Source organism: Ideonella sp. A 288 (assembly GCF_002198735.1).
GTDB lineage: Bacteria > Pseudomonadota > Gammaproteobacteria > Burkholderiales > Burkholderiaceae_C > Pseudaquabacterium.
Map to the genome: position 1 here is coordinate 62,772 of NZ_MWLO01000141.1, position 20,536 is coordinate 83,307.

Annotated in this window: 15 protein-coding genes; 4 read left to right on the forward strand and 11 right to left on the reverse strand. The window is 70.1% G+C overall.

Annotation, left to right across the window (positions count from 1 at the left end; translation table 11 throughout):
* Window positions 1–10: 10 nt before the first annotated feature.
* The gene (locus EOINJALH_RS22595) at window positions 11–1,039 is read right to left on the reverse strand and encodes a TRAP transporter substrate-binding protein (RefSeq protein WP_088284348.1); all 1,029 of its coding nucleotides are present in this window, start codon (window positions 1,037–1,039) and stop codon (window positions 11–13) included.
* A 168-nt stretch (window positions 1,040–1,207) separates the two neighbouring features.
* On the opposite strand from EOINJALH_RS22595, the gene EOINJALH_RS22600 reads away from it, so the two are divergent.
* Window positions 1,208–1,813 carry a hypothetical protein gene (locus tag EOINJALH_RS22600; RefSeq protein ID WP_088284350.1) on the forward strand — a complete coding sequence of 202 codons (606 nt, stop codon included), beginning with the start codon at window positions 1,208–1,210 and terminating at the stop codon, window positions 1,811–1,813.
* Window positions 1,814–1,894: 81 nt separating this feature from the next.
* Here EOINJALH_RS22600 and uvrA read toward each other — a convergent pair whose 3' ends face one another.
* Both uvrA and EOINJALH_RS22610 read right to left on the reverse strand, forming a co-directional pair.
* On the reverse strand, window positions 1,895–7,732 hold the full coding sequence (gene uvrA, locus EOINJALH_RS22605) for an excinuclease ABC subunit UvrA (RefSeq protein WP_088284353.1): 5,838 nt from the start codon (window positions 7,730–7,732) through the stop codon (window positions 1,895–1,897).
* Between the two features lie 142 nt (window positions 7,733–7,874).
* On the reverse strand, window positions 7,875–8,534 hold the full coding sequence (locus tag EOINJALH_RS22610) for a PEP-CTERM sorting domain-containing protein (RefSeq protein WP_088284356.1): 660 nt from the start codon (window positions 8,532–8,534) through the stop codon (window positions 7,875–7,877).
* A gap of 362 nt (window positions 8,535–8,896) precedes the next feature.
* Here EOINJALH_RS22610 and EOINJALH_RS22615 point away from each other — a divergent pair, with 362 nt between their 5' ends.
* Complete coding sequence (locus tag EOINJALH_RS22615) at window positions 8,897–10,015, forward strand: ABC transporter substrate-binding protein (RefSeq protein ID WP_088284358.1); 1,119 nt, start codon at window positions 8,897–8,899, stop codon at window positions 10,013–10,015.
* A 22-nt stretch (window positions 10,016–10,037) separates the two neighbouring features.
* Here EOINJALH_RS22615 and EOINJALH_RS22620 read toward each other — a convergent pair whose 3' ends face one another.
* From EOINJALH_RS22620 to EOINJALH_RS22655, 8 genes are all read right to left on the reverse strand, one after another.
* Complete coding sequence (locus EOINJALH_RS22620) at window positions 10,038–10,751, reverse strand: ABC transporter ATP-binding protein (RefSeq protein WP_088284360.1); 714 nt, start codon at window positions 10,749–10,751, stop codon at window positions 10,038–10,040.
* The gene (locus tag EOINJALH_RS22625; RefSeq protein ID WP_088284362.1) at window positions 10,751–11,521 is read right to left on the reverse strand and encodes an ABC transporter ATP-binding protein; all 771 of its coding nucleotides are present in this window, start codon (window positions 11,519–11,521) and stop codon (window positions 10,751–10,753) included. Before EOINJALH_RS22625 ends, EOINJALH_RS22620 begins: the two co-directional genes overlap by 1 nt.
* Window positions 11,508–12,536: a branched-chain amino acid ABC transporter permease gene (locus EOINJALH_RS22630; protein WP_404872789.1), complete on the reverse strand. Its 1,029-nt coding sequence runs from the start codon at window positions 12,534–12,536 to the stop codon at window positions 11,508–11,510. The genes EOINJALH_RS22625 and EOINJALH_RS22630 overlap by 14 nt, the downstream gene beginning before the upstream one ends.
* On the reverse strand, window positions 12,536–13,417 hold the full coding sequence (locus EOINJALH_RS22635; RefSeq protein ID WP_088284366.1) for a branched-chain amino acid ABC transporter permease: 882 nt from the start codon (window positions 13,415–13,417) through the stop codon (window positions 12,536–12,538). The genes EOINJALH_RS22630 and EOINJALH_RS22635 overlap by 1 nt, the downstream gene beginning before the upstream one ends.
* A gap of 167 nt (window positions 13,418–13,584) precedes the next feature.
* Window positions 13,585–14,754 (reverse strand): ABC transporter substrate-binding protein, encoded by a 1,170-nt coding sequence (locus EOINJALH_RS22640; RefSeq protein ID WP_088284368.1) that lies wholly within the window; start codon window positions 14,752–14,754, stop codon window positions 13,585–13,587.
* Window positions 14,751–15,557 carry an alpha/beta fold hydrolase gene (locus tag EOINJALH_RS22645; RefSeq protein ID WP_088284370.1) on the reverse strand — a complete coding sequence of 269 codons (807 nt, stop codon included), beginning with the start codon at window positions 15,555–15,557 and terminating at the stop codon, window positions 14,751–14,753. Before EOINJALH_RS22645 ends, EOINJALH_RS22640 begins: the two co-directional genes overlap by 4 nt.
* Window positions 15,554–17,137 carry a benzoate-CoA ligase family protein gene (locus EOINJALH_RS22650; RefSeq protein WP_088284372.1) on the reverse strand — a complete coding sequence of 528 codons (1,584 nt, stop codon included), beginning with the start codon at window positions 17,135–17,137 and terminating at the stop codon, window positions 15,554–15,556. Before EOINJALH_RS22650 ends, EOINJALH_RS22645 begins: the two co-directional genes overlap by 4 nt.
* A gap of 46 nt (window positions 17,138–17,183) precedes the next feature.
* Window positions 17,184–17,648, reverse strand: a complete 465-nt coding sequence (locus tag EOINJALH_RS22655) for a DUF4863 family protein (protein ID WP_088284374.1) — start codon at window positions 17,646–17,648, stop codon at window positions 17,184–17,186.
* 92 nt (window positions 17,649–17,740) lie between these two features.
* Between EOINJALH_RS22655 and EOINJALH_RS22660 the strand changes: the two genes are divergently transcribed.
* On the forward strand, window positions 17,741–18,745 hold the full coding sequence (locus EOINJALH_RS22660; RefSeq protein WP_088284504.1) for a helix-turn-helix transcriptional regulator: 1,005 nt from the start codon (window positions 17,741–17,743) through the stop codon (window positions 18,743–18,745).
* Between the two features lie 118 nt (window positions 18,746–18,863).
* A complete protein-coding gene (gene boxC, locus EOINJALH_RS22665) occupies window positions 18,864–20,522 on the forward strand; it encodes a 2,3-epoxybenzoyl-CoA dihydrolase (RefSeq protein ID WP_088284506.1) in 1,659 nt (552 codons plus the stop codon).
* Window positions 20,523–20,536 lie beyond the last annotated feature (14 nt).

The window sequence follows — 20,536 nt, forward strand, 5'->3', positions numbered from 1 at the left end:
GACGTCGAGATCACTTCAGCTTGGCGATGTCGGCACGGAAGTCGGCCAGCGCCTTCTTCGGATCCTTCATGCCCTTGGCCTCGGCGGCCTTGGCCCAGGTGTCGACCATCGGCGCGACCTTGTCGCCGACCGACTTGACGAAGGCCGCGTCGGCCTTGGTGAGGGTGACGCCATTGGCCTGCATGAAGGCCAGGCCGCGGCGGTCGACCTTGTCCCAGGTCTTGCCGAACAGGCGCGCCGCGAACTCGCCCGACAGCTCGTCGACGGCCTTCTTCACGTCGGGGGCCAGCGCGTCGTACTTGGCCTGGTTCATCATGAAGACGAAGCTGGTGTTGTACAGCCCGCCCGGGAACACGGTGGCGTGGCGGATCACCTTGTCGATCTTGAAGCTCTCGACCGACTCGGCCGGGAACAGCGTGCCGTCCATCACCCCGGTGGACAGCAGTTCGTAGCTCTCGGTGGCGGGCTTGAGCGTGACGTTCATGCCCAGCGTCTTGCCGAGTTCATTGACCATGCCGCCGCCGACGCGCCACTTCATGCCCTGGAGGTCTTCGATGCGGGTGACCGGGCGCTTGGTGTTGAAGACGATGCCGGGGCCGTGCGTGAACACGGCCAGCACCTTGACGCCCTTGTGCTCCTCGGCCATGGCCGGCGTCTTGGCGTACTGGCGCTGGAAGGCCACTGACACCGGCTCGGACGCATCACCCAGGAACGGGAACTCGGCCATCTGCGTGGTGACGAAGCGGCCCGGCGTGTAGCCGTGCACCGTGAACGACAGGTCGGCCAGGCCATTGCGCACGGCGTCGAAGGTGGCCGGCGGCGCGGCCACGGCCCGCGGCAGCAGGTTGCACTTGACCTTGCCGGTGGTCTTCTGCTCGAGCAGGTTGCACCACTCCTTCTGCGACTCGGTGAGCGCGTGCGTGGGCGGCACCCAGGACGACGCGGTGAGCACCACCTGGGCGGATGCGGCGGCGCCGGACAGGCACGCAGCGCCAAGGAGGCCCAGCGTGCGGGGCGAAGGTTTGAATTGAGCGAACATGCCAGGAACTCCTGCAGGGATGCAAACTGAAGGTATTGTGCCGGCCGGGTGCGCCGCACCCATTCAGGAAAACGCGCGTGCAGGGCTGTGACGCGGGTCACGGCCCCTCGTTCGCGCCCCCCGGCTCACGGGAGAGCCAAGCGCGGCGCCGACGCCTAGCATGCGGGCATGGACATCACCCAGCCCTCGACGCCGCACGCGATGTCGTCCAGCGCGTTGACCCGCCAGGCCTTGCAACTGGCGGTGCGCGTGCTCGAGCTCGCGAAGGTGTATCGCAAACCGCATGACATGAGTCAGGCCACGGCCCAGGTGGCGCGCTGCCTGAAGGCGATGCGCGACTTCGGTTCAGCCGAGGCCTACCTCAACGAATCGCTGGCCTGGACGGCGCTGATCCATGGCCAGGATGCCCGCGTCGACGTGCTGTGCGAGCTGGCCGAGGTGGCCTGCACGCTGGCCGAGATGCTGGAAGACGACGAGGCCGCCGACGCGCCGCGCGGCGGCTCCCAGGCCGACATCCGCCGCGGCGCACGAGAGCGCGCGCGCGACCGGGCCTTCGAAGCCGCGCAGCTGGCCTCGCAGACCACCGATGCCCACTGGGAAGTGAAGGTGCTGCTGCGTGTGAGCGACGTGCTCAACCGCTGCGGCGACCACGACGATGCGGCCACGCTGCAAGACCGCGCGATCACGCTGCTGGGCCTGCAGCCCGATGCCGACAGCGCCGCCGATGCGCCGGCGGACGCGTTGCGCATGAAGGCGTCTCACCTGCTGATGTGACCCTGGCGCGGCGCGCCTGCCGAGCCCGCGTCAGCCCCCTCCACCCCTCGCGGTCAACGCGCCACGATCAGCGCGTGGTGCTCACCGCGCCAGCACCGGCCCCAGTGCCCGGCCGGTGTGCGTTCCGCGCGCCACTAGCAATTCGGGCGCACCCGCCGCCACCACGGTGCCGCCGGCGTTGCCGCCTTCGGGGCCCAGGTCGACCACCCAGTCGGATTCGGCGATGACGTCGAGGTCGTGCTCGATCACCACCACGCTGTGGCCGCCATCGACCAGGCGGTGCAGCACGCGGATGAGCCGCTCCACGTCGGCCATGTGCAGGCCCACGGTGGGCTCGTCCAGCACGTACAGCGTGTGCGGCGGCTTCTGGCCGCGCCGAGTGACGTCGTCGCGCACCTTGCTCAGCTCGGTCACCAGCTTCAGCCGCTGCGCCTCGCCGCCCGACAGCGTCGGCGACGGCTGGCCCAGCGTCAGGTAGCCCAGCCCCACGTCCTGCAGCAGCTTCAGCGGGTGCGAGATGGCCGGCATCGAGGCGAAGAATTCCACCGCCTCGTCGACCTCCATCTTCAGCACCTCGCCGATGTGGCGGCCACGCCAGCTGACGGCCAGCGTCTCGGGGTTGAAGCGCATGCCGTGGCATTGGTCGCAATTGACCTTCACGTCGGGCAGGAAGCTCATCTCGATGGTGCGCAGTCCCTGGCCCTCGCAGCCCGGGCAGCGGCCGTCGCCGGTGTTGAACGAGAAGCGCGACGCGGCATAGCCGCGGGCCTTGGCCTCGAGCGTCTCGGTGAAGAGCTTGCGGATGGCGTCCCAGAAGCCGATGTAGGTGGCCGGGCAACTGCGCGGCGTCTTGCCGATCGGCGTCTGGTCGACCTCGAGCACGCGGTCGATGGCCTCGAAGCCCGACAGCCCGCCACAGCCCACCAGCGTGGGCAGCAGGCCCGAGCCCAGCGCGTCGCGGCCGGCCTTGGTGGCCTTCATCGAGACCACCGACTGCACGTTGGCCAGCAGCACGTCGCGCGCCAGCGTGCTCTTGCCCGAGCCCGAGACACCGGTCACCGCCACCAGGCGCTGCAGCGGCAGCGACAGGTCCACCGAGCGCAGGTTGTGCAGCGTGGCGCCGCTGACCAGCAGGCGCGGCGTGGCGGCGTCGATGGCGCGGCGCGGCTGCAGCGGGTGCCTCGGCGGGTGGGCCAGCAGGCGGCCGGTGACCGATTCGGCCGCGGCCGAGAGGTCGGCCACGCTGCCCTGCGCGATCAGCCGGCCGCCGCGCTTGCCGGCGCCGGGGCCGATGTCGATCAGGTGGTCGGCGCGGCGGATGGTGTCCTCGTCGTGCTCGACCACCACCAGCGTGTTGCCCTGCTCACTCAGGCGCCCCAGCGCCTTCAGCAGCACGCCATTGTCGCGCGGGTGCAGGCCGATGGTGGGCTCGTCGAGCACGTAGCACACGCCCTGCAGATTGCTGCCCAACTGAGCGGCCAGCCGGATGCGCTGCGCCTCGCCGCCCGACAGCGTGGGGGCGGCGCGATCGAGCGTCAGGTAGCCCAGGCCCACCTCTTCGAGGAACTGCAGCCGGCTGCGGATCTCGCTGACCACGTCGCGCGCGATGGCGGCGTCGCGGCCTTCGAGCTGCAGCGCCTCCACCCAGCGCCGCGCGTCGGCCACCGCCCACTGCGCCACGGCGGTGATGGCATGGCCGTCGAAGCTGATCGAGCGCGACACCGGGTTCAGCCGCGTGCCGGCGCAGTCGGGGCAGGGTTCGCCGCCGACGCCATCGACCTCGGGCTCTTCGGACGGGAAGCTCTGCTCGCGGCCCTTGTCGTCGTCGTCGCGCACGCTGTCGTCGTAGGCCTTGCGCTGCTCTCGCGTCAGCGTCAGGCCGGTGCCGACGCAGCCGGTGCACCAGCCATGCTTGCTGTTGTAGCTGAACATGCGCGGGTCCAGCTCGGGGTAGCTGGTGCCGCATTGCGGGCAGGCGCGCTTGGTGGAAAACACCTTCAGCGCGCCGATGCGCACGGTGCTGCCACCGGCGGCCAGCGTGCCGGCCAGGCCGTCCAGCGGGGCCAGCAGGTGCACCACGCCCTTGCCCAGGTCGAGTGCCTTGGCCAGCAGTTCGCGCAGCGCGGCCTCGTCCTTCGCCGCCACAGTGAGGTCGCCCACCGGCAGCTCGATGGTGTGTTCCTTGAAGCGGTCGAGCCGGGGCCAGGGATCGAGCGGGATGAACTCGCCGTCGACCCGCAGGTGGGTGTGGCCGCGCGCCTTGGCCCATTTGGCCAGGTCGGTGTAGACGCCCTTGCGGTTCACCACCAGCGGCGCCAGCAGGCCGATGTGCTGGCCCTTGTGATCGCGCAGCACCTGCGCCGCGATGCTCTCCACGCTCTGCGGCCGCACCTCGGTGCCGTCGTGCACGCAGCGCTGCAGCCCCAGCTTCACCCACAGCAAGCGCAGGAAGTGCCAGACCTCGGTGGTGGTGGCCACCGTGCTCTTGCGGCCGCCGCGCGACAGTCGCTGCTCGATGGCCACGGTGGGCGGGATGCCGTACACCGCGTCCACCTCGGGCCGTCCGGCCGGCTGCACGATGCTGCGGGCGTAGGCGTTGAGCGATTCCAGGTAGCGGCGCTGGCCCTCGTTGAACAGGATGTCGAAGGCCAGCGTGCTCTTGCCCGAGCCCGACACGCCGGTGACCACGCTGAACTTGCCGCGCGGGATGTCCACCGACATCGACCGCAGGTTGTGCTCCTTGGCATTGACGATGCGGATGTCGTCGCCCGCCGCCGCCCGCGCCGCCTCGCGCCGGGCCTTCACCAGCGCCTGCAGCGGCCGGCCCTCCTCGGCCTGCAGCACGCCGGTGCCCAGCGACAGCTCGTAGTCGCGCAGCGCCTTGCCGGTGTGCGACGTGGCATGGGCCCTCACGTCGTCGGGCGTGCCGGTGCACACCACCTCGCCGCCAGCCTCGCCGCCTTCGGGGCCGAGGTCGACGATCCAGTCGGCGCTGCGGATCACGTCGAGGTTGTGCTCGATGACGATCAGCGAGTGGCCGGCATCGAGCAACCTGCGAAGTGCGCGCATCAGCTTGGCGATGTCGTCGAAGTGCAGGCCGGTGGTGGGCTCGTCGAACAGGAACAGCGTGCCCTTCCTCGCCACCGCCTGGCGCGGGCCGCTGGCCGCATCGGCCAGGAAGCCGGCGAGCTTGAGCCGCTGCGCCTCGCCGCCAGACAGCGTGGGCACCGGCTGGCCCAGGCGAACGTAATCCAGGCCCACGTCGACGATGGGCTGCAGCCGCGCCGTCACCGCCGGGTCGCCCGAGAACACGATGCAGGCCTCGGCCACGGTGAGGTCCAGCACGTCGGCCACCGACAGCTGGTAGGCGCCGCGCACCAGCTTCACGTCCAGCAGTTCGGCGCGGAAGCGCCGGCCGTCGCAGTCGGGGCAGCGCAGGTAGACGTCGGAGAGGAACTGCATCTCCACGTGCTCGAAGCCCGAGCCGCCGCAGGTGGGGCAGCGGCCGTCGCCGGCGTTGAAGCTGAACATGCCGGCGCCGTAGCTGCGCTCGCGCGCCAGCGACACGTCGGCAAACAGCTTGCGGATCTCGTCGAAGGCGCCGACGTAGCTGACCGGGTTGCTGCGCGCGGTCTTGCCGATCGGGCTCTGGTCGACGAACACCACGTCGGACAGCCAGTCCATGCCCAGCACGCGGTCGTGCGCGCCGGCACCCTCGGTGGGCTTGCCGAAGTGGCGCAACAGCGCCGGCACCAGCACGTCCTGCACCAGCGTGCTCTTGCCCGAGCCCGACACGCCGGTGACCACGGTGAGCCGCTGCAGCGGAAAATCGACCTCGATGTCCTTGAGGTTGTGCTCGCGCGCACCTTCGAGCACCAGCCGCGGCGTCGAATCGGTGACGACGCGGCGCTGGCCGATGCCCACGCGCTTGCGCGCGCCGAGGTAGGCGCCTGTCAGCGTGTCGGCGTGGCGGGCCTGGTCGGGCGAGCCGTCGAAGACGATTCGCCCGCCGCGCTCGCCGGGGCCGGGGCCCATGTCGATCAGGCGGTCGGCGGCCAGCATCACGGCGGGGTCGTGCTCGACCACCACCAGCGTGTTGCCAGCATCGCGCAGCCGGTGCATGGCCTCGACGATGCGGTTCATGTCGCGTGGGTGCAGGCCGATGCTGGGCTCGTCGAGCACGAACAGCGTGTTCACCAGCGAGGTGCCCAGCGCGGTGGTCAGGTTGATGCGCTGCACCTCGCCGCCGCTGAGCGTGCGGCTCTGGCGGTCGAGCGTGAGGTAGCCCAGGCCCACCTCGCACAGGTAGCGCAGCCGCGTGCGGATCTCGTCGAGCAGCAGGCGCAGCGCGTCGTCGAGCATCGCGCTGGGCAGGCTGGCGCCGCGCAGCGCCGCGCCGTCGCCAGGCCCCGCGGTGCGCGCCTCGGCCGCCCCGCTGGCGCTGCCCGCGCCCCGGGCGAAGTCGTCGAAGAAGCGCCGCAGCCGGTCGATCGGCAGCAGCATCAGGTCGTGCAGGCTGAGGCCCGGCAAGGCCTCCAGTTGCTCGCGCGACCAGGCAGTGCCCACCGGCAGCATGCGCCGTTCGGGCGCCATCGCGCCGTCGGCATCGGCCTTGGAGCCGATGCGCCACAGCAGCGCCTCGGTCTTGAGCCGCGCGCCACCGCAGGCGTGGCAGGGCGTGTAGCTGCGGTACTTGGACAAGAGCACGCGGATGTGCATCTTGTACGACTTGGTCTCGAGGTAGCCGAAGAAGCGGCGCACGCCGTACCACTGCTTGTTCCAGTTGCCGGTCCAGTGCGGCGAGCCTTCGATCACCCAGTGCCGCTGCGCTTCGCTCAGCTGCGCCCAGGCGGTGTCGCGCGGGATGCCGGCCTCGCCGGCGTACTTGAGCAGATCGTCCTGGCAATCCTTCCAGGCCGGCGTCTGCAGCGGCTTGATGACGCCGTTGCGCAGCGTCTTGCGGTGGTCGGGGATGACCAGGCCGAAGTCGACGCCGATGACGCGACCGAAGCCCCGGCAGGTCTCGCAGGCGCCGAAGGCCGAGTTGAAGCTGAACAGCGCCGGCTGCGGGTCGGCATAGCGCAGGTCGCTGTCGGGGCAGTGCAGGCCGGTGGAATAGCGCCACAGCACCTGCTCGGCGCCTTCGGCCGGGTCGGTGGCCGCGTAGACGTTGACGCGCCCGCTGCCGCGGCGCAAGGACAGTTCGATCGCCTCGACCACACGCACCTTGTCGGCGTTGCCCATGCGCAGGCGGTCGGCCACGACATCGAGTTGCTTCATCGTGGCCGGCGCAGCGGCCTTGGCCTTGCCCTTGGCCGGCGCGGCGGCATCGGTCGGCGCTGGCGACTGCGACTCGACGATGCGCTCGGCATGCACCCGGGTGAAACCGCTGGCCGACAGCCACTGTTCCACCTCGGCCGGCGTCACGCTGTCGGGCAGTTCCACCGGAAAGGTGAGCGTCAGCCGCGGGTCACCCGCCGCGGCGGCGCGCGCCGCGAGATCGGCATGGATGGTCTCGGGCGTGTCGTGGCGCACCCGCTGCGCGGTCTGGCGGTCGAACAGGTCGGCGGCCCGCGCGAACAGCAGCTTCAGGTGGTCGTTCAGCTCGGTCATCGTGCCGACCGTCGAGCGCGAGGTGCGCACCGGGTTGGTCTGGTCGATGGCGATGGCCGGCGGCACGCCGTCCACCCGATCGACCGCCGGCCGGTCCATGCGGTCGAGGAACTGCCGCGCGTAGGCCGAGAAGGTCTCGACGTAGCGGCGCTGGCCTTCGGCGTACAGCGTGTCGAACACCAGGCTGGACTTGCCCGAGCCGCTGGGCCCGGTGACCACCGTCATCTCGCCGGTGCGGATGTCGAGGTCCAGGTTCTTGAGGTTGTGCTGGCGGGCGCCGCGGATGCGGATGAAGCCGGACGACATGGCTCGGGCGGGGGCTGGGGCGGCGAAGCGGACCATTCTAGGCAGACGGGCCCACCCGGACGTGACATCGCCCGTTGCCACGACAGCGGCAACGGGCGATGTTGAACTTCAGGTCAAGCCGGCCCGACGGCCGGCAGTGGCCTCAGGCGGCCCGCGTGGCGCGACGCCGTCCGGCCAGGCCGGCGGCGAGGAGACCGAAGGCCGCCAGGCCCAGCGAGGCGGGCTCGGGCACCACGGCAGCGCGGCTGCCGAGCACGAAATCCCGGGCGCCGTTGAAGTCGATGCCCAACTGCAGGTTGAACGCGCCGCCCTGCTCCCAGCTGATGGCTTCGTACTCGTACACCCCGGCGGCCAGGTCGAAGAAGGCCGAATCGGTCTGCACGTTGGCCGTGTCGGTGTTGAAGGTGATCACCTCGTCACCGCCCACGGTGAGCCGCAGGCCGTCGTCGTGGAACGACAGGAAGCTGTAGCGCCCCGCCGCAAGCGTGATGAAGCCCGACACGCGCACGGCGAAGAGCGGGTCGGCGCCAGCGAACGGCACGTCAGCGTCCTGCAGATCGACGAAATCCATGAACTGCGTGGCGCGGTTCAGCACGTTGAAACCGCCCGCGCCGTTGAGCGCGTTGACCGCGTCAGCGATCGAGTGCGGCGACGCATCCACCTGCGCCCACTCGACCTTGAAGCCGTCCACCAGCGCCGGCGGCGGCACGATCGGGGTCGGGGCGGCGTGGGCCGAGACAAGGGCCAACGCGCCCAGCAGAAAGGCCGCGACGGTGCGACGGACAGATGGCACGAGATGCATGAAGGCTCCGATCGGATCACGCGACCACGTTGGTCGCATTGATTGCAGTGGGTGCAATTTCCACGCCACATGCAATGGCCTGACGCCAAGCCGTTGATTCAAAGGCACTTTCGCACCCATCCCGAAGGATGGGCCAAGGCTGCGCGACCGCAGGATGTAAAGGTCGCCGACAGTCCGCCGGGCGGCGATGCCCGCCTTGCACAACCCGCTCTCGGCGGCCCGACGGGACGGCGGGCACCGCAGCGTCGGCAAGTCCCTACCCCCGACTGAGGGGTGTCCTCGACGGCATCGACGCAAAGGGGCGAGGCGACAATTGCCGATCGTTGGGGCAGCGTTCTCCCGAGCGCGCCCGTGGAGACAAGATGAAGAAGAGCCCACTGCGGCCCGCCACCGCGTTCGCGATGCTGTGCCTGCTGGCCGCGTCGGCCTTTGGCCAGATCAAGATCGGCCAGACCTCCAGCTTCACGGGCCCGGTGGCCTCTGGGGTCAAGGAAGGCACCGACGGTGCCAAGCTGTACATCGACCAGGTCAATTCCCGCGGCGGCGTGCTGGGGCAGCGCATCGAGCTGGTGTCGCTGGACGACAAGTTCGACGCCACGCTGGCCGCCCAGAACGCCAAGACGCTGATCGACCAGGGCGTGGTGGCGCTGTTCTTCAACCGCGGCACGCCGCAGACCCAGGCCATCCTGCCGCTGCTCACCGAGCACCGCATCCCGTTGATCGCGCCGTCCACCGGCGCCATGCTGCTGCACGAGCCGGTGCATCCCTGGGTGTTCAACGTGCGCGCCACCTACCAGAAGGAGGCCGAGCGCGCGGTGCGCCACCTCAGCCTGATCGGCGTCGAGCGCATCGTCCTGCTGCAGTCCAGCGATGCCTTCGGCGACGATGGTGCCGCCGGGGCGTTGAAAGGCTTCGCCGCGGTGGGCAAGACGCCGCGCGTGCACATCAAGTACGACCGCAGCAAGCCCGACTTCGCCCCGGTGGTGCCGAAGATCATCGAGTCGGATGCCCAGGCCGTGATCTTCATCGGCGCGGGCACGCATGTCTCCGATGGCGTGGCGGCACTGCGCGACGCGGGTTCACGGGCCCAGATCGTCACGCTGTCGAACAATGCCTCGTCCGGCTTCGTCAAGGCACTGAAGGACAACGCCCGTGGCACGGTGGTCAGCCAGGTGTTCCCCTACGAGCGCTCGATGTCCGCCCCCATCGTGAAGGAACTGGCCGACCTGCTGGCGGCCACCAAGGCCAAGGGCGAGGTGACGCCGGCGATGCTGGAAGGCTTCGCCGCGGCGAAGGTGATGGTCGAGGCACTGCGGCGTGCCGGCAAGGACCCCACGCGCGACCGCATCAGGGCCGCGCTGGAAACCTTCAAGCGCGTCGACATCGGCGGTCTCGAGGTGTCGTTCAGCCCCACCGACCACACCGGGCTGGACTACTCCGACCTGTCGATCATCGGCCCCAACGGCGCCTTCCGGCGCTGACGCCGGACCGGCGCCCGGCCGCTCACACGCCCAGGAAGCTGGCCAGCGCCGGGCTGTCGGCCACCTCGTCCGCGGCGCCCTGCAGCACCGCCTGGCCCTTCTGCAGCACGATGGCGCGGTCGCTGCGGGCCAGCACCTTGCGGTAGTCGCGGTCGACGATCAGCGTGGCGATGCCGCTGGCGCGGATCTCGCCGATGACGCGCCAGATCTCGGCCACGATCAGCGGCGCCAGGCCTTCGGTGGCCTCGTCCAGGATGATCAGTTCAGGGTGGGTCATCAGCGCGCGGCCGATCGACAGCATCTGCTGCTCGCCACCCGACAACTGGCTGCCCAGGTTGCCCAGCCGCTCGGACAGGCGGGGGAAGGTCTGCATCACCTTGTCGAAGGACCAGTCGCCACGGCCGTCACGGCCGAGGCGCGAGGCCATCACCAGGTTCTCCCGGACGCTCAGATTGGGAAATATGCCGCGGCCTTCGGGCACGTAGGCGACACCCAGCCGGGCCACCTCGTGCGGCCGGGCGCGCGACGCGTCCTGGCCGAACAGCGTGATGCGGCCGTCGCGCTCGGTGACGTGGCCCAGCAGCGTGCGGATCAGCGTGCTCTTGCCCATGCCGTTGCGGCCCAGCAGGCCGACGGTCTCGCCACGGGCGATGTCCAGGTCGACGCCGTGCAGCACGTGGCTGCTGCCGTACCAGGCGTGCAGTCCGCGGGCCTCGACGATGGCTTCGGCGGCCATCAGTGGCCTCCGAAGGCGGCGGTGTCGCCGAGGTAGGCCATCTGCACCTCGGCATTGCTGCGCACTTCGGCCGGCGTGCCCGAGGCGATGACGGCGCCGTTGACCATCACGGTGATGCGGTCGGCGATGCGGAACACGGCGTCCATGTCGTGCTCGACCAGCAGGATGGCGTGCGCGGCTTTCAGCTCGGCCAGCAGCGCCAGCATGCGCTCGGTCTCCTCGGCGCCCATGCCGGCCAGCGGCTCGTCGAGCAGCAGCACCTGGGGCGCGGTGGCCAGGCACATCGCGATCTCGAGCTGCCGCTTCTGGCCGTGGCTGAGGAGGCCGGCCGAGCGGTCGAGCAGGTCGGACAGGCCGGCGCGCGCCGCGGCATCGCGCGCGGCGGCCACCGTCGGCGCGATGCGCGCGGCGTCGCGCCACCAGGCCCAGGCCTGCTGCTGCCGCGCCTGCGCGGCCAGGCGGCAGTTCTCCAGCACGCTGAAGCTCGGGTAGATGGTGTTGCGCTGGTAGCTGCGGCCCAGGCCGGCGCGCGCGCGGCGCGGTTGCGTCCACCCGGTGACGTCGTGGCCGAGCAGGTCGACGCTGCCGCTCGACGGCGGGATCTCGCCCGACAGCAGGTTGATCAACGTCGACTTGCCGGCCCCGTTGGTGCCGATGACCGCATGCACGTCGCCGCGGGCCACTTCGAGCGACACCTGGTTGACGGCCACCAGGCCGCCCCAGCGGCGCGTGAGTTCACGGCCGCGCAGCAATACCTCAGACGGGCCCATGCGTGGCCTCCGTGGATTCGGCGCGGCGGTCGCTGCCCGATCGCCCGCTCAATGACCCGGTCAGCCGGTCGCGCCACTGGCCGGGCAGCCCCACCAGGCCGCGCGGCAGCAGGGCCACGCTGGCGATGATGGTCAGGCCCAGGCCCAGGTGCCAGTGCTTGGCGAAGGCACCGAACACCGCCTCGGACTTGAAGAACTCCTGCAGCAGCGCGAAGGCGAAGGCACCGATCAGCGCGCCACGCAGGTGCCCCAGGCCGCCCAGGATGATCATGATCAGCACGGCGCCGCTGAGGTGCCAGCTCATCAGTTCGGGGTTGACGAATCCATCTTTCACGGCAAACAGGAAACCCGCGAGCCCGGCGATGCCGCCCGACACGGTGAAGGCCGCCAGCTTGTACGGGTAGGTGGAAAAGCCGGTGGCCCGCATGCGCTGCTCGTTGACGCGGATGCCGGCCAGCGCGCGGCCGAAGGGCGAGCGCAGCAGCAGCGCCAGGAAGCCGAACACCGCCACCAGGCAGGCCAGCGTGAAGCCGTACAGCACCACCGGCTTGTCGAGGTCGACCCAGGTGCCGAGCACCGGCTTGGCCGTCAGGTAGATGCCGTCGGTGCCGCCGCCCAGTGGCGTGTCGTGCACCACGTAGTAGGCCATCTGCGCAAAGGCCAGCGTCACCATGATGAAGTACACGCCCTTGGTGCGCAGCGACAGCGCCCCCACCGCCAGCGCATAGGCCGCGGCCGCCAGCACGCAGGCCGGCAGCAGCCAGAGCAGGCCGGGGGCATCCGAGGCCGGCGACAGCAGCACGGTGGCATAGGCGCCGATGCCGAAGAAGGCCGCCTGGCCGAAGCACACCAGACCGGTGGTGCCGACCAGCAATTCGAGGCTGAGCGCGAAGATGGCGTAGACCATGATCTTGGTGACCAGGTCGACGCCATAGGCGCCGGACACCAGCGGCCACAGCGCCAGCGCGGCGAAGGCGACGATCACGAAGGCGGCCTTGGAACGGTCGAGCGTCATCATCCCGCCTTGAACAGGCCGTCCGGCTTCCACAGCAGGATCAGCGCCATCAGCACGTACACCAGCACGCCGGCGGCCTGCGGCAGCAGCACCTTGCCGAAGGTGTCGACCGCGCCGATCAGCAGGGCCGCCAGCAATGCGCCGCGGATCGAGCCGATGCCGCCGATCACCACCACCACGAAGCAGATGATCAGCACCGAGTTGCCCATGCCCGGGTACACGCTGGACACCGGTGCCGCCACCATGCCGGCCAGCACCGCGATGGCCACGCCGGCCGCGAAGACCACCCGGTAGAGGAACTTGATGTCGATGCCCAGGCTCTGCACCATCTCGCGGTTGGTGCTGCCGGCGCGGATCATCATGCCCAGCCGCGTGCGCGTGAAGACGAACCACATGCCCGCCGCCAGCGCCAGGCACACGCCGCTGACGAACAGCCGGTACACCGGGTAGGTCATCAACTCGCCCAGCGGCAGCGTGCCGGCCAGCAGCGGCGGTGGCTGCACCCCGTGCACGTCGTCGCCGACCAGCAGGCTGCGCAGTTCCTCGAACACCAGGATCAGCCCGTAGGTCATCAGCACCTGCTGCAGGTGCTCGCGCTCGTAGAGGAAGCTGAAGAACACCCACTCCAGCACATAGCCCAGCAGCACGGCCAGCACCACGCCCACCGCCAGCGTCGCGAAGAAGCCGCCGCCGAACGTGCGCTCCACCACCGGCGCCAGCGCGAACGCCATGTACGCGCCGATCATGTAGAAGCTGCCGTGCGCCAGGTTGATGACGCCCATGATCCCGAAGATCAGCGTCAGCCCCGACGCCACCAGGAACAGCAGCAGCCCGTACTGCAGCGAGTTCAGGCACTGGATCAGGAAGGTGGCAAGGTCCATGGGCAGGTCAACGCAGCCGTGCAGGTTCGATCACTGAGGTCCAGCTGAAATCGGATGTGGCGCAGGTCCCGTCGCGAGCGCCCCGAGGTCAGGTCGAGGAGCACAGCCGTACACCCGTACGGCGAGCACCGCAGGCCTGAGATCGGGGCGCGCAGCAGGGAGATGCGTCACATCCGGCAGTTGCGGGCCGGGTCGGTCAGGCCCTTGGAGGCGATGCCCACCACCTTGTTCTCCTTGCCCACCACCTGCCGCAGGTAGATGTCCTGCACCGGGTTGTGCGCCTTCGACAGGGTGAACGGTCCGCGCGGGCTGTCGATCTTCGCCTTCTGCACCGCGGCGGCGAACTCGGCCTTCTTGCTGACGTCGCCCTTCACCGCAGCCAGGCCCGTGCCCAGGATCTGCGCCGCGTCGTAGCCCTGCACGGCGTACACGTCGGGCTGCAGCTTGTAGCTCTTGGCATAGGCCAGGCGGAAGCTGCTGTCGCGCGGCGTGCCCAGGCTGTCGCCGTAGTGCAGCGTGGTGAACAGGCCATCGGCGTCGGCACCCTGGGCCTCCAGCGTGCCGTCGGTCAGGAAGCCGGCGCCGTACAGCGGGATGCTCTTCTTCAGGCCCGCCGCGGCATAGTCCTTGACGAACTTGACCGCGCCGCCACCGGCAAAGAAGGTGTACACCGCATCGGGCTTGGCCGCGGCGATCTCGGTGAGCAGCGCCTGGAACTCCACGCCCGGGAACGGCAGGCTCAGCTCCTTGACGACCTGGCCACCGCCCTTCTCGAGCGCTTCCTTGAAGCCCTTCACCGACTCGTCGCCGGCCGCGTACTTCCAGGTGATGGTGACGACCTTCTTGTGGCCCTTCTTGGCCACCACTTCGCCCATCGCAAAGCCGGGCTGCCAGTTGCTGAAGCTCGAGCGGAAGATGTTGGGCGCGCACATGGGGCCGGTCACCGCGTCGGCGCCGGCGTTGGGCACGATCAGCAGCGTGCCGGTGTCCTTGGCCACCTTGGCCATCGCCATGGCCACGCCGCTGTGCACGGTGCCGACGATCACGTCGACGTTGTCGCGCTTGACCAGCTTGTTGACGTTGTCGGTGGCCTTGCTGGGGTCGCTCTCGTCGTCGACCTTGACGAACTCGATCTCGCGGCCGCCGAGCTTGCCGCCCTGCTCCTGCACGTACAGCCGGAAGCCGTTCTCGATGGCCACGCCCAGCGCCGCGAAGGTGCCGGTGTAGGGCAGCATCAGGCCGACCTTGAGCTTGGCGCCCTGGGCCATCGCCATCGGGGTGGCCAGCACCGCGGTGGCGGCAGCAGCGGCGAGCAGGGTGGTGCGGAAGAGGTTCATGCGGAGTCTCCGTGTCGTGTCAGGAAGGCCGTGACGGCGGCGATGAGGGCGTCGGGCTGGTCGCGGTGCGGTGAGTGGCCGCAGGCGGGCAGTTCCAGCAATTGTGTGTGCGGCACCCGGCGCGCGATGCCCCGGATTTGCTCCAGGGTGCCGTACTCGTCGTCCACCCCCTGCACGGCCAGCAGCGGGCAGGCGATGGCGGCGATCTCGGCCTCGATCGACCACTGCCGGAACGGTGGGTGCAGCCAGATGCGGTTCCAGCCCCAGAAGGCCGAATCCGGGTCGTCGTGGTATCGGGCCAGGCGCTGGCGCAGGTCGGTGTCTTCGTAGGCCCGGCGCGCCTGCTCGATGCTGGCCACCGACAGGTCCTCGACCACGATGTGCGGTGCGACGACGATGGCCCCGCGCACGCGGTCGGCGTACCGCGCCGCGTGCAGCAGCGCGATCGAGCCGCCGTCGCTGTGGCCGAACAGCCAGGGCCGGTCGACCGCCGTGTCCACGCCCAGGGCCGCCAGCAGCGCCGGCAGCACCTCGTGCGCCTGGCGGTGCATGAAGTCCAGGTCCCAGGCCTCCTCGGCCGCGCGCGGGGTGGACCGTCCGTAGCCGGGCCGCGAGTAGACCAGCCCGCGCGCACCGGCGGCGCGGCACAGTTGCGCGGGGAAGTCGCGCCACATCGCCAGCGAGCCCAGGCCCTCGTGCAGGAAGATGATCAGCGGCGCGCCGGCGCGGTGCGCGTCGAGCCACTGGTGCTCGAGGCGCACGGGCCGCCCGGCCCAGTCGATGTCGACGAAGCCAGGGGTCACGACCGCTCGAGCTCGCGCAGCTTGAAGCGCTGGATCTTGCCGGTGGCCGTCTTCGGCAGCTCGGTGACGAAGGCGATGTGCCGCGGGTACTTGTAGGGCGCCAGCTTGTCCTTGACGAAGGCCTTCAGCTCGGCCTCGGTGGCCTGGGCGCCGTCCTTGAGCACGACGAAGGCCTTGGTCTTGGTCAGGCCCTCGGCATCGACCACGCCGATCACCGCGGCCTCCAGCACCGCGGCATGCTGCACCAGCGTGGCCTCCACCTCGAAGGGGCTGACGTAGATGCCGCTGACCTTGAGCATGTCGTCGCTGCGGCCGCCATAGGTGTAGCTGCCGTCGGCATTGCGCACGTACTTGTCGCCGCTCTTGGTCCAGCCGCCCTGGAAGGTGTCGCGCGTCTTGGCCCGGTTGCCCCAGTACATCATCGCGGACGACGGCCCGTGGATGTACAGGTCGCCCGGCTCGCCGTCGGGCACCGGCGCGCCGTCGTCGCCACGCAGCTCGATCTCGTAGCCCGGCACCGGCCAGCCGGTGGTGCCGTAGCGCACCCGCGTGGGCGTGTTCGACAGGAAGATGTGCAGCATCTCGGTCGAGCCGATGCCGTCGACGATGTCGACGCCGAAATGGCGCTTGAAGCGCTCGCCCAGCTCGGCCGGCAGCGCCTCGCCGGCGGACGACACCAGGCGCAGCGACACGGCGTCGCGGGCCGGCAGCTGCGGGTGCGCCAGCATGCCGGCGAAGCCGGTGGGCGCGCCGTAGAAGACCGTCGGCTTGACGTCGCCCACGCCCCCCAGCCAGCGCTTGAACACCGCGTCGGGCGTGGGCCGCTCGCCCATCAGCAGCGTCGTCGCGCCCACGCTCATCGGGAACGTCAGCGCATTGCCCAGGCCGTAGGCGAAGAACAGCTTGGCGGCGGAGAAGCAGACATCGTCCTCGCGCAGCTCGAGCACGCGGCGGCCGTACAGCTCGGCCGTCCAGTACGGATTGGCGTGCGAGTGCACGGTGCCCTTGGGCCGGCCCGTGGAACCCGACGAGTAGAGCCAGAAGCCGGGATCGTCGGCGCCCGTGGGGGCCGGCTTGGCCATCGGCGCATGCGCGTCGAGGAAGGCCTCCAGTTCCACCTCGGCCGGGTGCAGCGGCGCCGCCGGGCGCGAGACCACGACCTTGCCCACCTCGTGGTCGGACTTGATCAGCGCGCCGGTCAGCACCGGCAGCAGCGCACCCGACACCAGCACCGCCTGGGCGCGGCTGTGCTCCAGCATGTAGGCGTAGTCGTCGGCCGTGAGCAGCGTGTTCACCGCCACCGGCACCAGGCCGGCGTACATCGCACCGAGGAAGGCCACCGGCCAGTCGTTGCCATCGAGCATCAGCAGCAGCACGCGCTCTTCGCGCTTCAGGCCCAGCGACCGCAGGCCGGTGGCCATGCGCCGCACGCGGTCGGCCAGGCTGCCGTAGGTCAGCGTGCCGAGGTCGTCGACGAAGGCGGCCTTGGCCGCGCGGTCGACGTTCAGCGACAGCAGGTGCTGGGCGAAGTTGAAGAGTTCGCCCGGCGGGGCGACATCCGTGGTGGCGACGGGGGTCATGGGGTGTCTCCTGAAGGCGACGGGCCGAAGGCAGCAGCCGCCGGCCTTACTTTGTGAACTCGATCGCGCCCTGCGGCAAGAGGTACAGCACCAGGGCGCGGCCGCCGGTGACGGTGGGGCGGTGGGCGCTGCCCGGCGGCATCACCACCCAGCCGGCGGGTCGGCCGTCGAAGCGGGCGTCGCCGCCCTGCGGCATCACCAGGTCGATCTCGCCCTGCGGGTGCACATGGTGCGGCCCCGCGATGTCCTGCATGTCCACCACGTCGACCGAGAAGCCGTGCAGGTCGTCGGCCGGCTTGAAGATGCGGCCGTAGCGGATGCCGCCACCTTCGCGGTTGCACAGCCAGCCCGCCTGGGTGCCGGCCTCGCAGGCGGCGGTCAGTGCCGCGAAGGTGGCGCTGCCGGCGCCGTGTTCGTGGTTGAGCCAGGCGTCCAGGTCGGCGTCCAGCGGCCTGCCGGCCAGCGCGGCGGTCAGTTCGGCCAGTTGGGCGCGAAAGCGTTCGGGGGTCATGGGGGGCGTCTCCGTGCAGCCTGCGGCTCGCTTGCCTTGGGCAGGGAGATGCAGTATTGTGCGTGTCGGCACTTTAGGGCCGCCCAATGACCATGTCAAGCACTATAATGCATACCCGAGGGAATCCACTGAGTGCCGAGGCGCTCGACCGCGTCAGCGGCGGCGGCACGGCCACCGAGGCCGAGTCACCCCAGGCCGGCGACGAGGAGGCCAAGAACCCCTTCCTGGTGGCCCTGGGCGAACGCGCCCGGGCGATGCGGGCCCGCCGCGGCATGACGCGCAAGGCGCTGGCCGCCGCGGCCGATGTGTCGGAGCGGCACCTGGCGAACCTGGAATACGGCCTCGGCAACGCCTCGATCCTGGTGCTGCTGCAGGTGGCGCGGGCGCTGCAATGCTCGCTGGCCGAACTCATCGGCGACATCACCACCTCGTCGCCCGAGTGGCTGATGCTGCGCGAGCTGCTGGAGCATTGCGACGAACCCACGCTGCGCCGCGTGCGCGTCGCGGTGGGCGAGCTGCTGGGCACCGGCGGCGCCAACGCCACGCTGGGCGCGGGCACCCGCAAGCGCAGCGAGCGCGTGGCGCTGATCGGCCTGCGCGGCGCCGGCAAGAGCACGCTGGGCGCGCTGCTGGCGCAGGACCTGGGCTTCACCTTCGTCGAACTGAGCCGCGAGATCGAGAAGTTCGCCGGCTGCAGCATCACCGAGATCCAGGCCCTGTATGGCCAGAGCGCCTATCGCCGCTACGAGCGCCGCGCCCTGGAAGAAGCGATCCAGATCTACCCCGAGGCGGTGATCGCCACGCCCGGCGGCATCGTCTCGGACCCGGCCAACTTCAACCTGCTGCTGGCCCACTGCACCACGGTGTGGCTGCAGGCCGACCCCGAGGACCACATGAAGCGCGTCGTCGCCCAGGGCGACATGCGGCCGATGGCCGCCAGCCGCGAGGCCATGGATGACCTGAAGTCCATCCTGGCCGGCCGAGCCGCCTTCTATTCGAAGGCCGAGTTCACCCTCGACACCAGCCGCCAGCCGCTGCAACCCACCTTCGACGCCCTGCGCAGCCTGGTGAGGGCGGCGCTGGAGCTGCCCGCCTGACGGAACATGCATTTAAATGCAGCTTTCAGTTGACCATGTCGTTGACATGCACTATGATGCGTCTCATCGATCCCACCAACACCTGCACCTGACTGCATCGTCTTTCCTGGAGACCACCGTGAGCCAAGCCCCCCGCGTCGACTACCAGACCTCGCCCGACCAATACCACCACTGGAAGCTGAAGTTCGAAGGCCCGGTGGCCACGCTGGCCGCCGACTTCGACGAGAACGCCGGCCTGCGCCCCGGCTACAAGCTCAAGCTCAACAGCTACGACCTGGGCGTGGACATCGAGCTCAACGATGCCCTCAACCGCATCCGCTTCGAGCACCCCGAGGTGCGCACCGTGGTCGTCACCAGCGCGAAGGAAAAGGTGTTCTGCTCGGGCGCCAACATCTTCATGCTGGGCGTCAGCAGCCACGCCTGGAAGGTGAACTTCTGCAAGTTCACCAACGAGACCCGCAACGGCTTCGAAGACTCGTCCGCCCACAGCGGCCTGAAGTTCCTGGCCGCGGTCAACGGCGCCTGCGCCGGCGGCGGCTACGAGCTGGCCCTGGCCTGCGACGAGATCATCCTGGTGGACGACCGCAGCAGCGCCGTCAGCCTGCCCGAGGTGCCGCTGCTGGGCGTTCTGCCCGGCACCGGCGGCCTCACCCGCGTCACCGACAAGCGTCACGTGCGCCACGACCTGGCCGACATCTTCTGCACCACCAGCGAGGGCGTGCGCGGCCAGAAGGCGAAGGACTGGCGCCTGGTCGACGACATCGCCAAGCCGGCGCAGTTCGCGGCCAAAGTACAGGAACGCGCGCTGGAGTTGGCCGCCAAGAGCGATCGCCCAGCCGACGGCCAGGGCGTGGCGCTGACCCCGCTGCGCTGCACGATCGACGCCGACGCGCTGCGCTACGACCACGTCACGGTCGAGATCGACCGCGCCAAGCGCACCGCGGTGTTCACCGTGACGGCGCCCGCCGGCGCCCAGCCCGCCGACCTGGCCGGCATCCAGGCCGCCGGCGCCGCCTGGTTCCCGCTGGCCCTGGCCCGCCAGCTGGAAGACGCCATCCTGCAGATGCGCACCAACGAGCTCGACATCGGCCTGTGGCTGCTGCAAACCCGCGGCGACGCCGCCGCCGTGATGGCCATGGACGCCACGCTGATGGCGCACCAGAACCACTGGCTGGTGCGCGAGACCATCGGCCTGCTGCGCCGCACCTTCAGCCGGCTCGACGTGTCGTCGCGCAGCCTGTTTGCGCTGATCGACGCCGGCTCGTGCTTCGCGGGCAGCTTCCTCGAACTGGCCCTGGCCTGCGACCGCAGCTACCACCTGGCGCTGCCGGACGACGAGGCCAAGGCGCCGAAGATCACGGTGGGCGACACCAACTTCGGCCTCTACCCCATGGCCACCGGCCAGAGCCGCCTGCAGCGCCGCTTCTACGACGAGGCCCCCGCGCTGGATGCGGTGCGGGCCAAGGCCGGCCAGGCGCTGGACGCCGACGCCGCCTTCGCGCTGGGCCTGGTCACCAGCAACCCCGACGACATCGACTGGGCCGACGAAACCCGCATCGCCATCGAGGAGCGCGTCTCGATGAGCCCCGACGCGCTCACCGGCATGGAGGCCAACCTGCGCTTCAACGGCCCCGAGAACATGTTCACCCGCGTCTTCGGCCGCCTGACTGCCTGGCAGAACTGGATCTTCCAGCGCCCCAACGCCGTCGGCGAAAAGGGTGCCCTGAAAGTCTACGGAAAAGGCGACAAAGCCGCCTTCGACTGGAATCGTGTCTAAACAGAATACGGAGC

Coding starts and splice junctions, on each gene's coding strand:
- EOINJALH_RS22610 (WP_088284356.1), bottom strand. CDS start 8,534: ATGCATCTCGTGCCATCTGTCCGTCGCACCGTCGCGGCCTTTCTGCTG.
- uvrA (WP_088284353.1), bottom strand. CDS start 7,732: ATGTCGTCCGGCTTCATCCGCATCCGCGGCGCCCGCCAGCACAACCTC.
- EOINJALH_RS22600 (WP_088284350.1), top strand. CDS start 1,208: ATGGACATCACCCAGCCCTCGACGCCGCACGCGATGTCGTCCAGCGCG.
- EOINJALH_RS22615 (WP_088284358.1), top strand. CDS start 8,897: ATGAAGAAGAGCCCACTGCGGCCCGCCACCGCGTTCGCGATGCTGTGC.
- EOINJALH_RS22635 (WP_088284366.1), bottom strand. CDS start 13,417: ATGGACCTTGCCACCTTCCTGATCCAGTGCCTGAACTCGCTGCAGTAC.
- EOINJALH_RS22630 (WP_404872789.1), bottom strand. CDS start 12,536: ATGACGCTCGACCGTTCCAAGGCCGCCTTCGTGATCGTCGCCTTCGCC.
- EOINJALH_RS22625 (WP_088284362.1), bottom strand. CDS start 11,521: ATGGGCCCGTCTGAGGTATTGCTGCGCGGCCGTGAACTCACGCGCCGC.
- EOINJALH_RS22660 (WP_088284504.1), top strand. CDS start 17,741: ATGTCAAGCACTATAATGCATACCCGAGGGAATCCACTGAGTGCCGAG.
- EOINJALH_RS22650 (WP_088284372.1), bottom strand. CDS start 17,137: ATGACCCCCGTCGCCACCACGGATGTCGCCCCGCCGGGCGAACTCTTC.
- EOINJALH_RS22620 (WP_088284360.1), bottom strand. CDS start 10,751: ATGGCCGCCGAAGCCATCGTCGAGGCCCGCGGACTGCACGCCTGGTAC.
- EOINJALH_RS22655 (WP_088284374.1), bottom strand. CDS start 17,648: ATGACCCCCGAACGCTTTCGCGCCCAACTGGCCGAACTGACCGCCGCG.
- EOINJALH_RS22595 (WP_088284348.1), bottom strand. CDS start 1,039: ATGTTCGCTCAATTCAAACCTTCGCCCCGCACGCTGGGCCTCCTTGGC.
- EOINJALH_RS22640 (WP_088284368.1), bottom strand. CDS start 14,754: ATGAACCTCTTCCGCACCACCCTGCTCGCCGCTGCTGCCGCCACCGCG.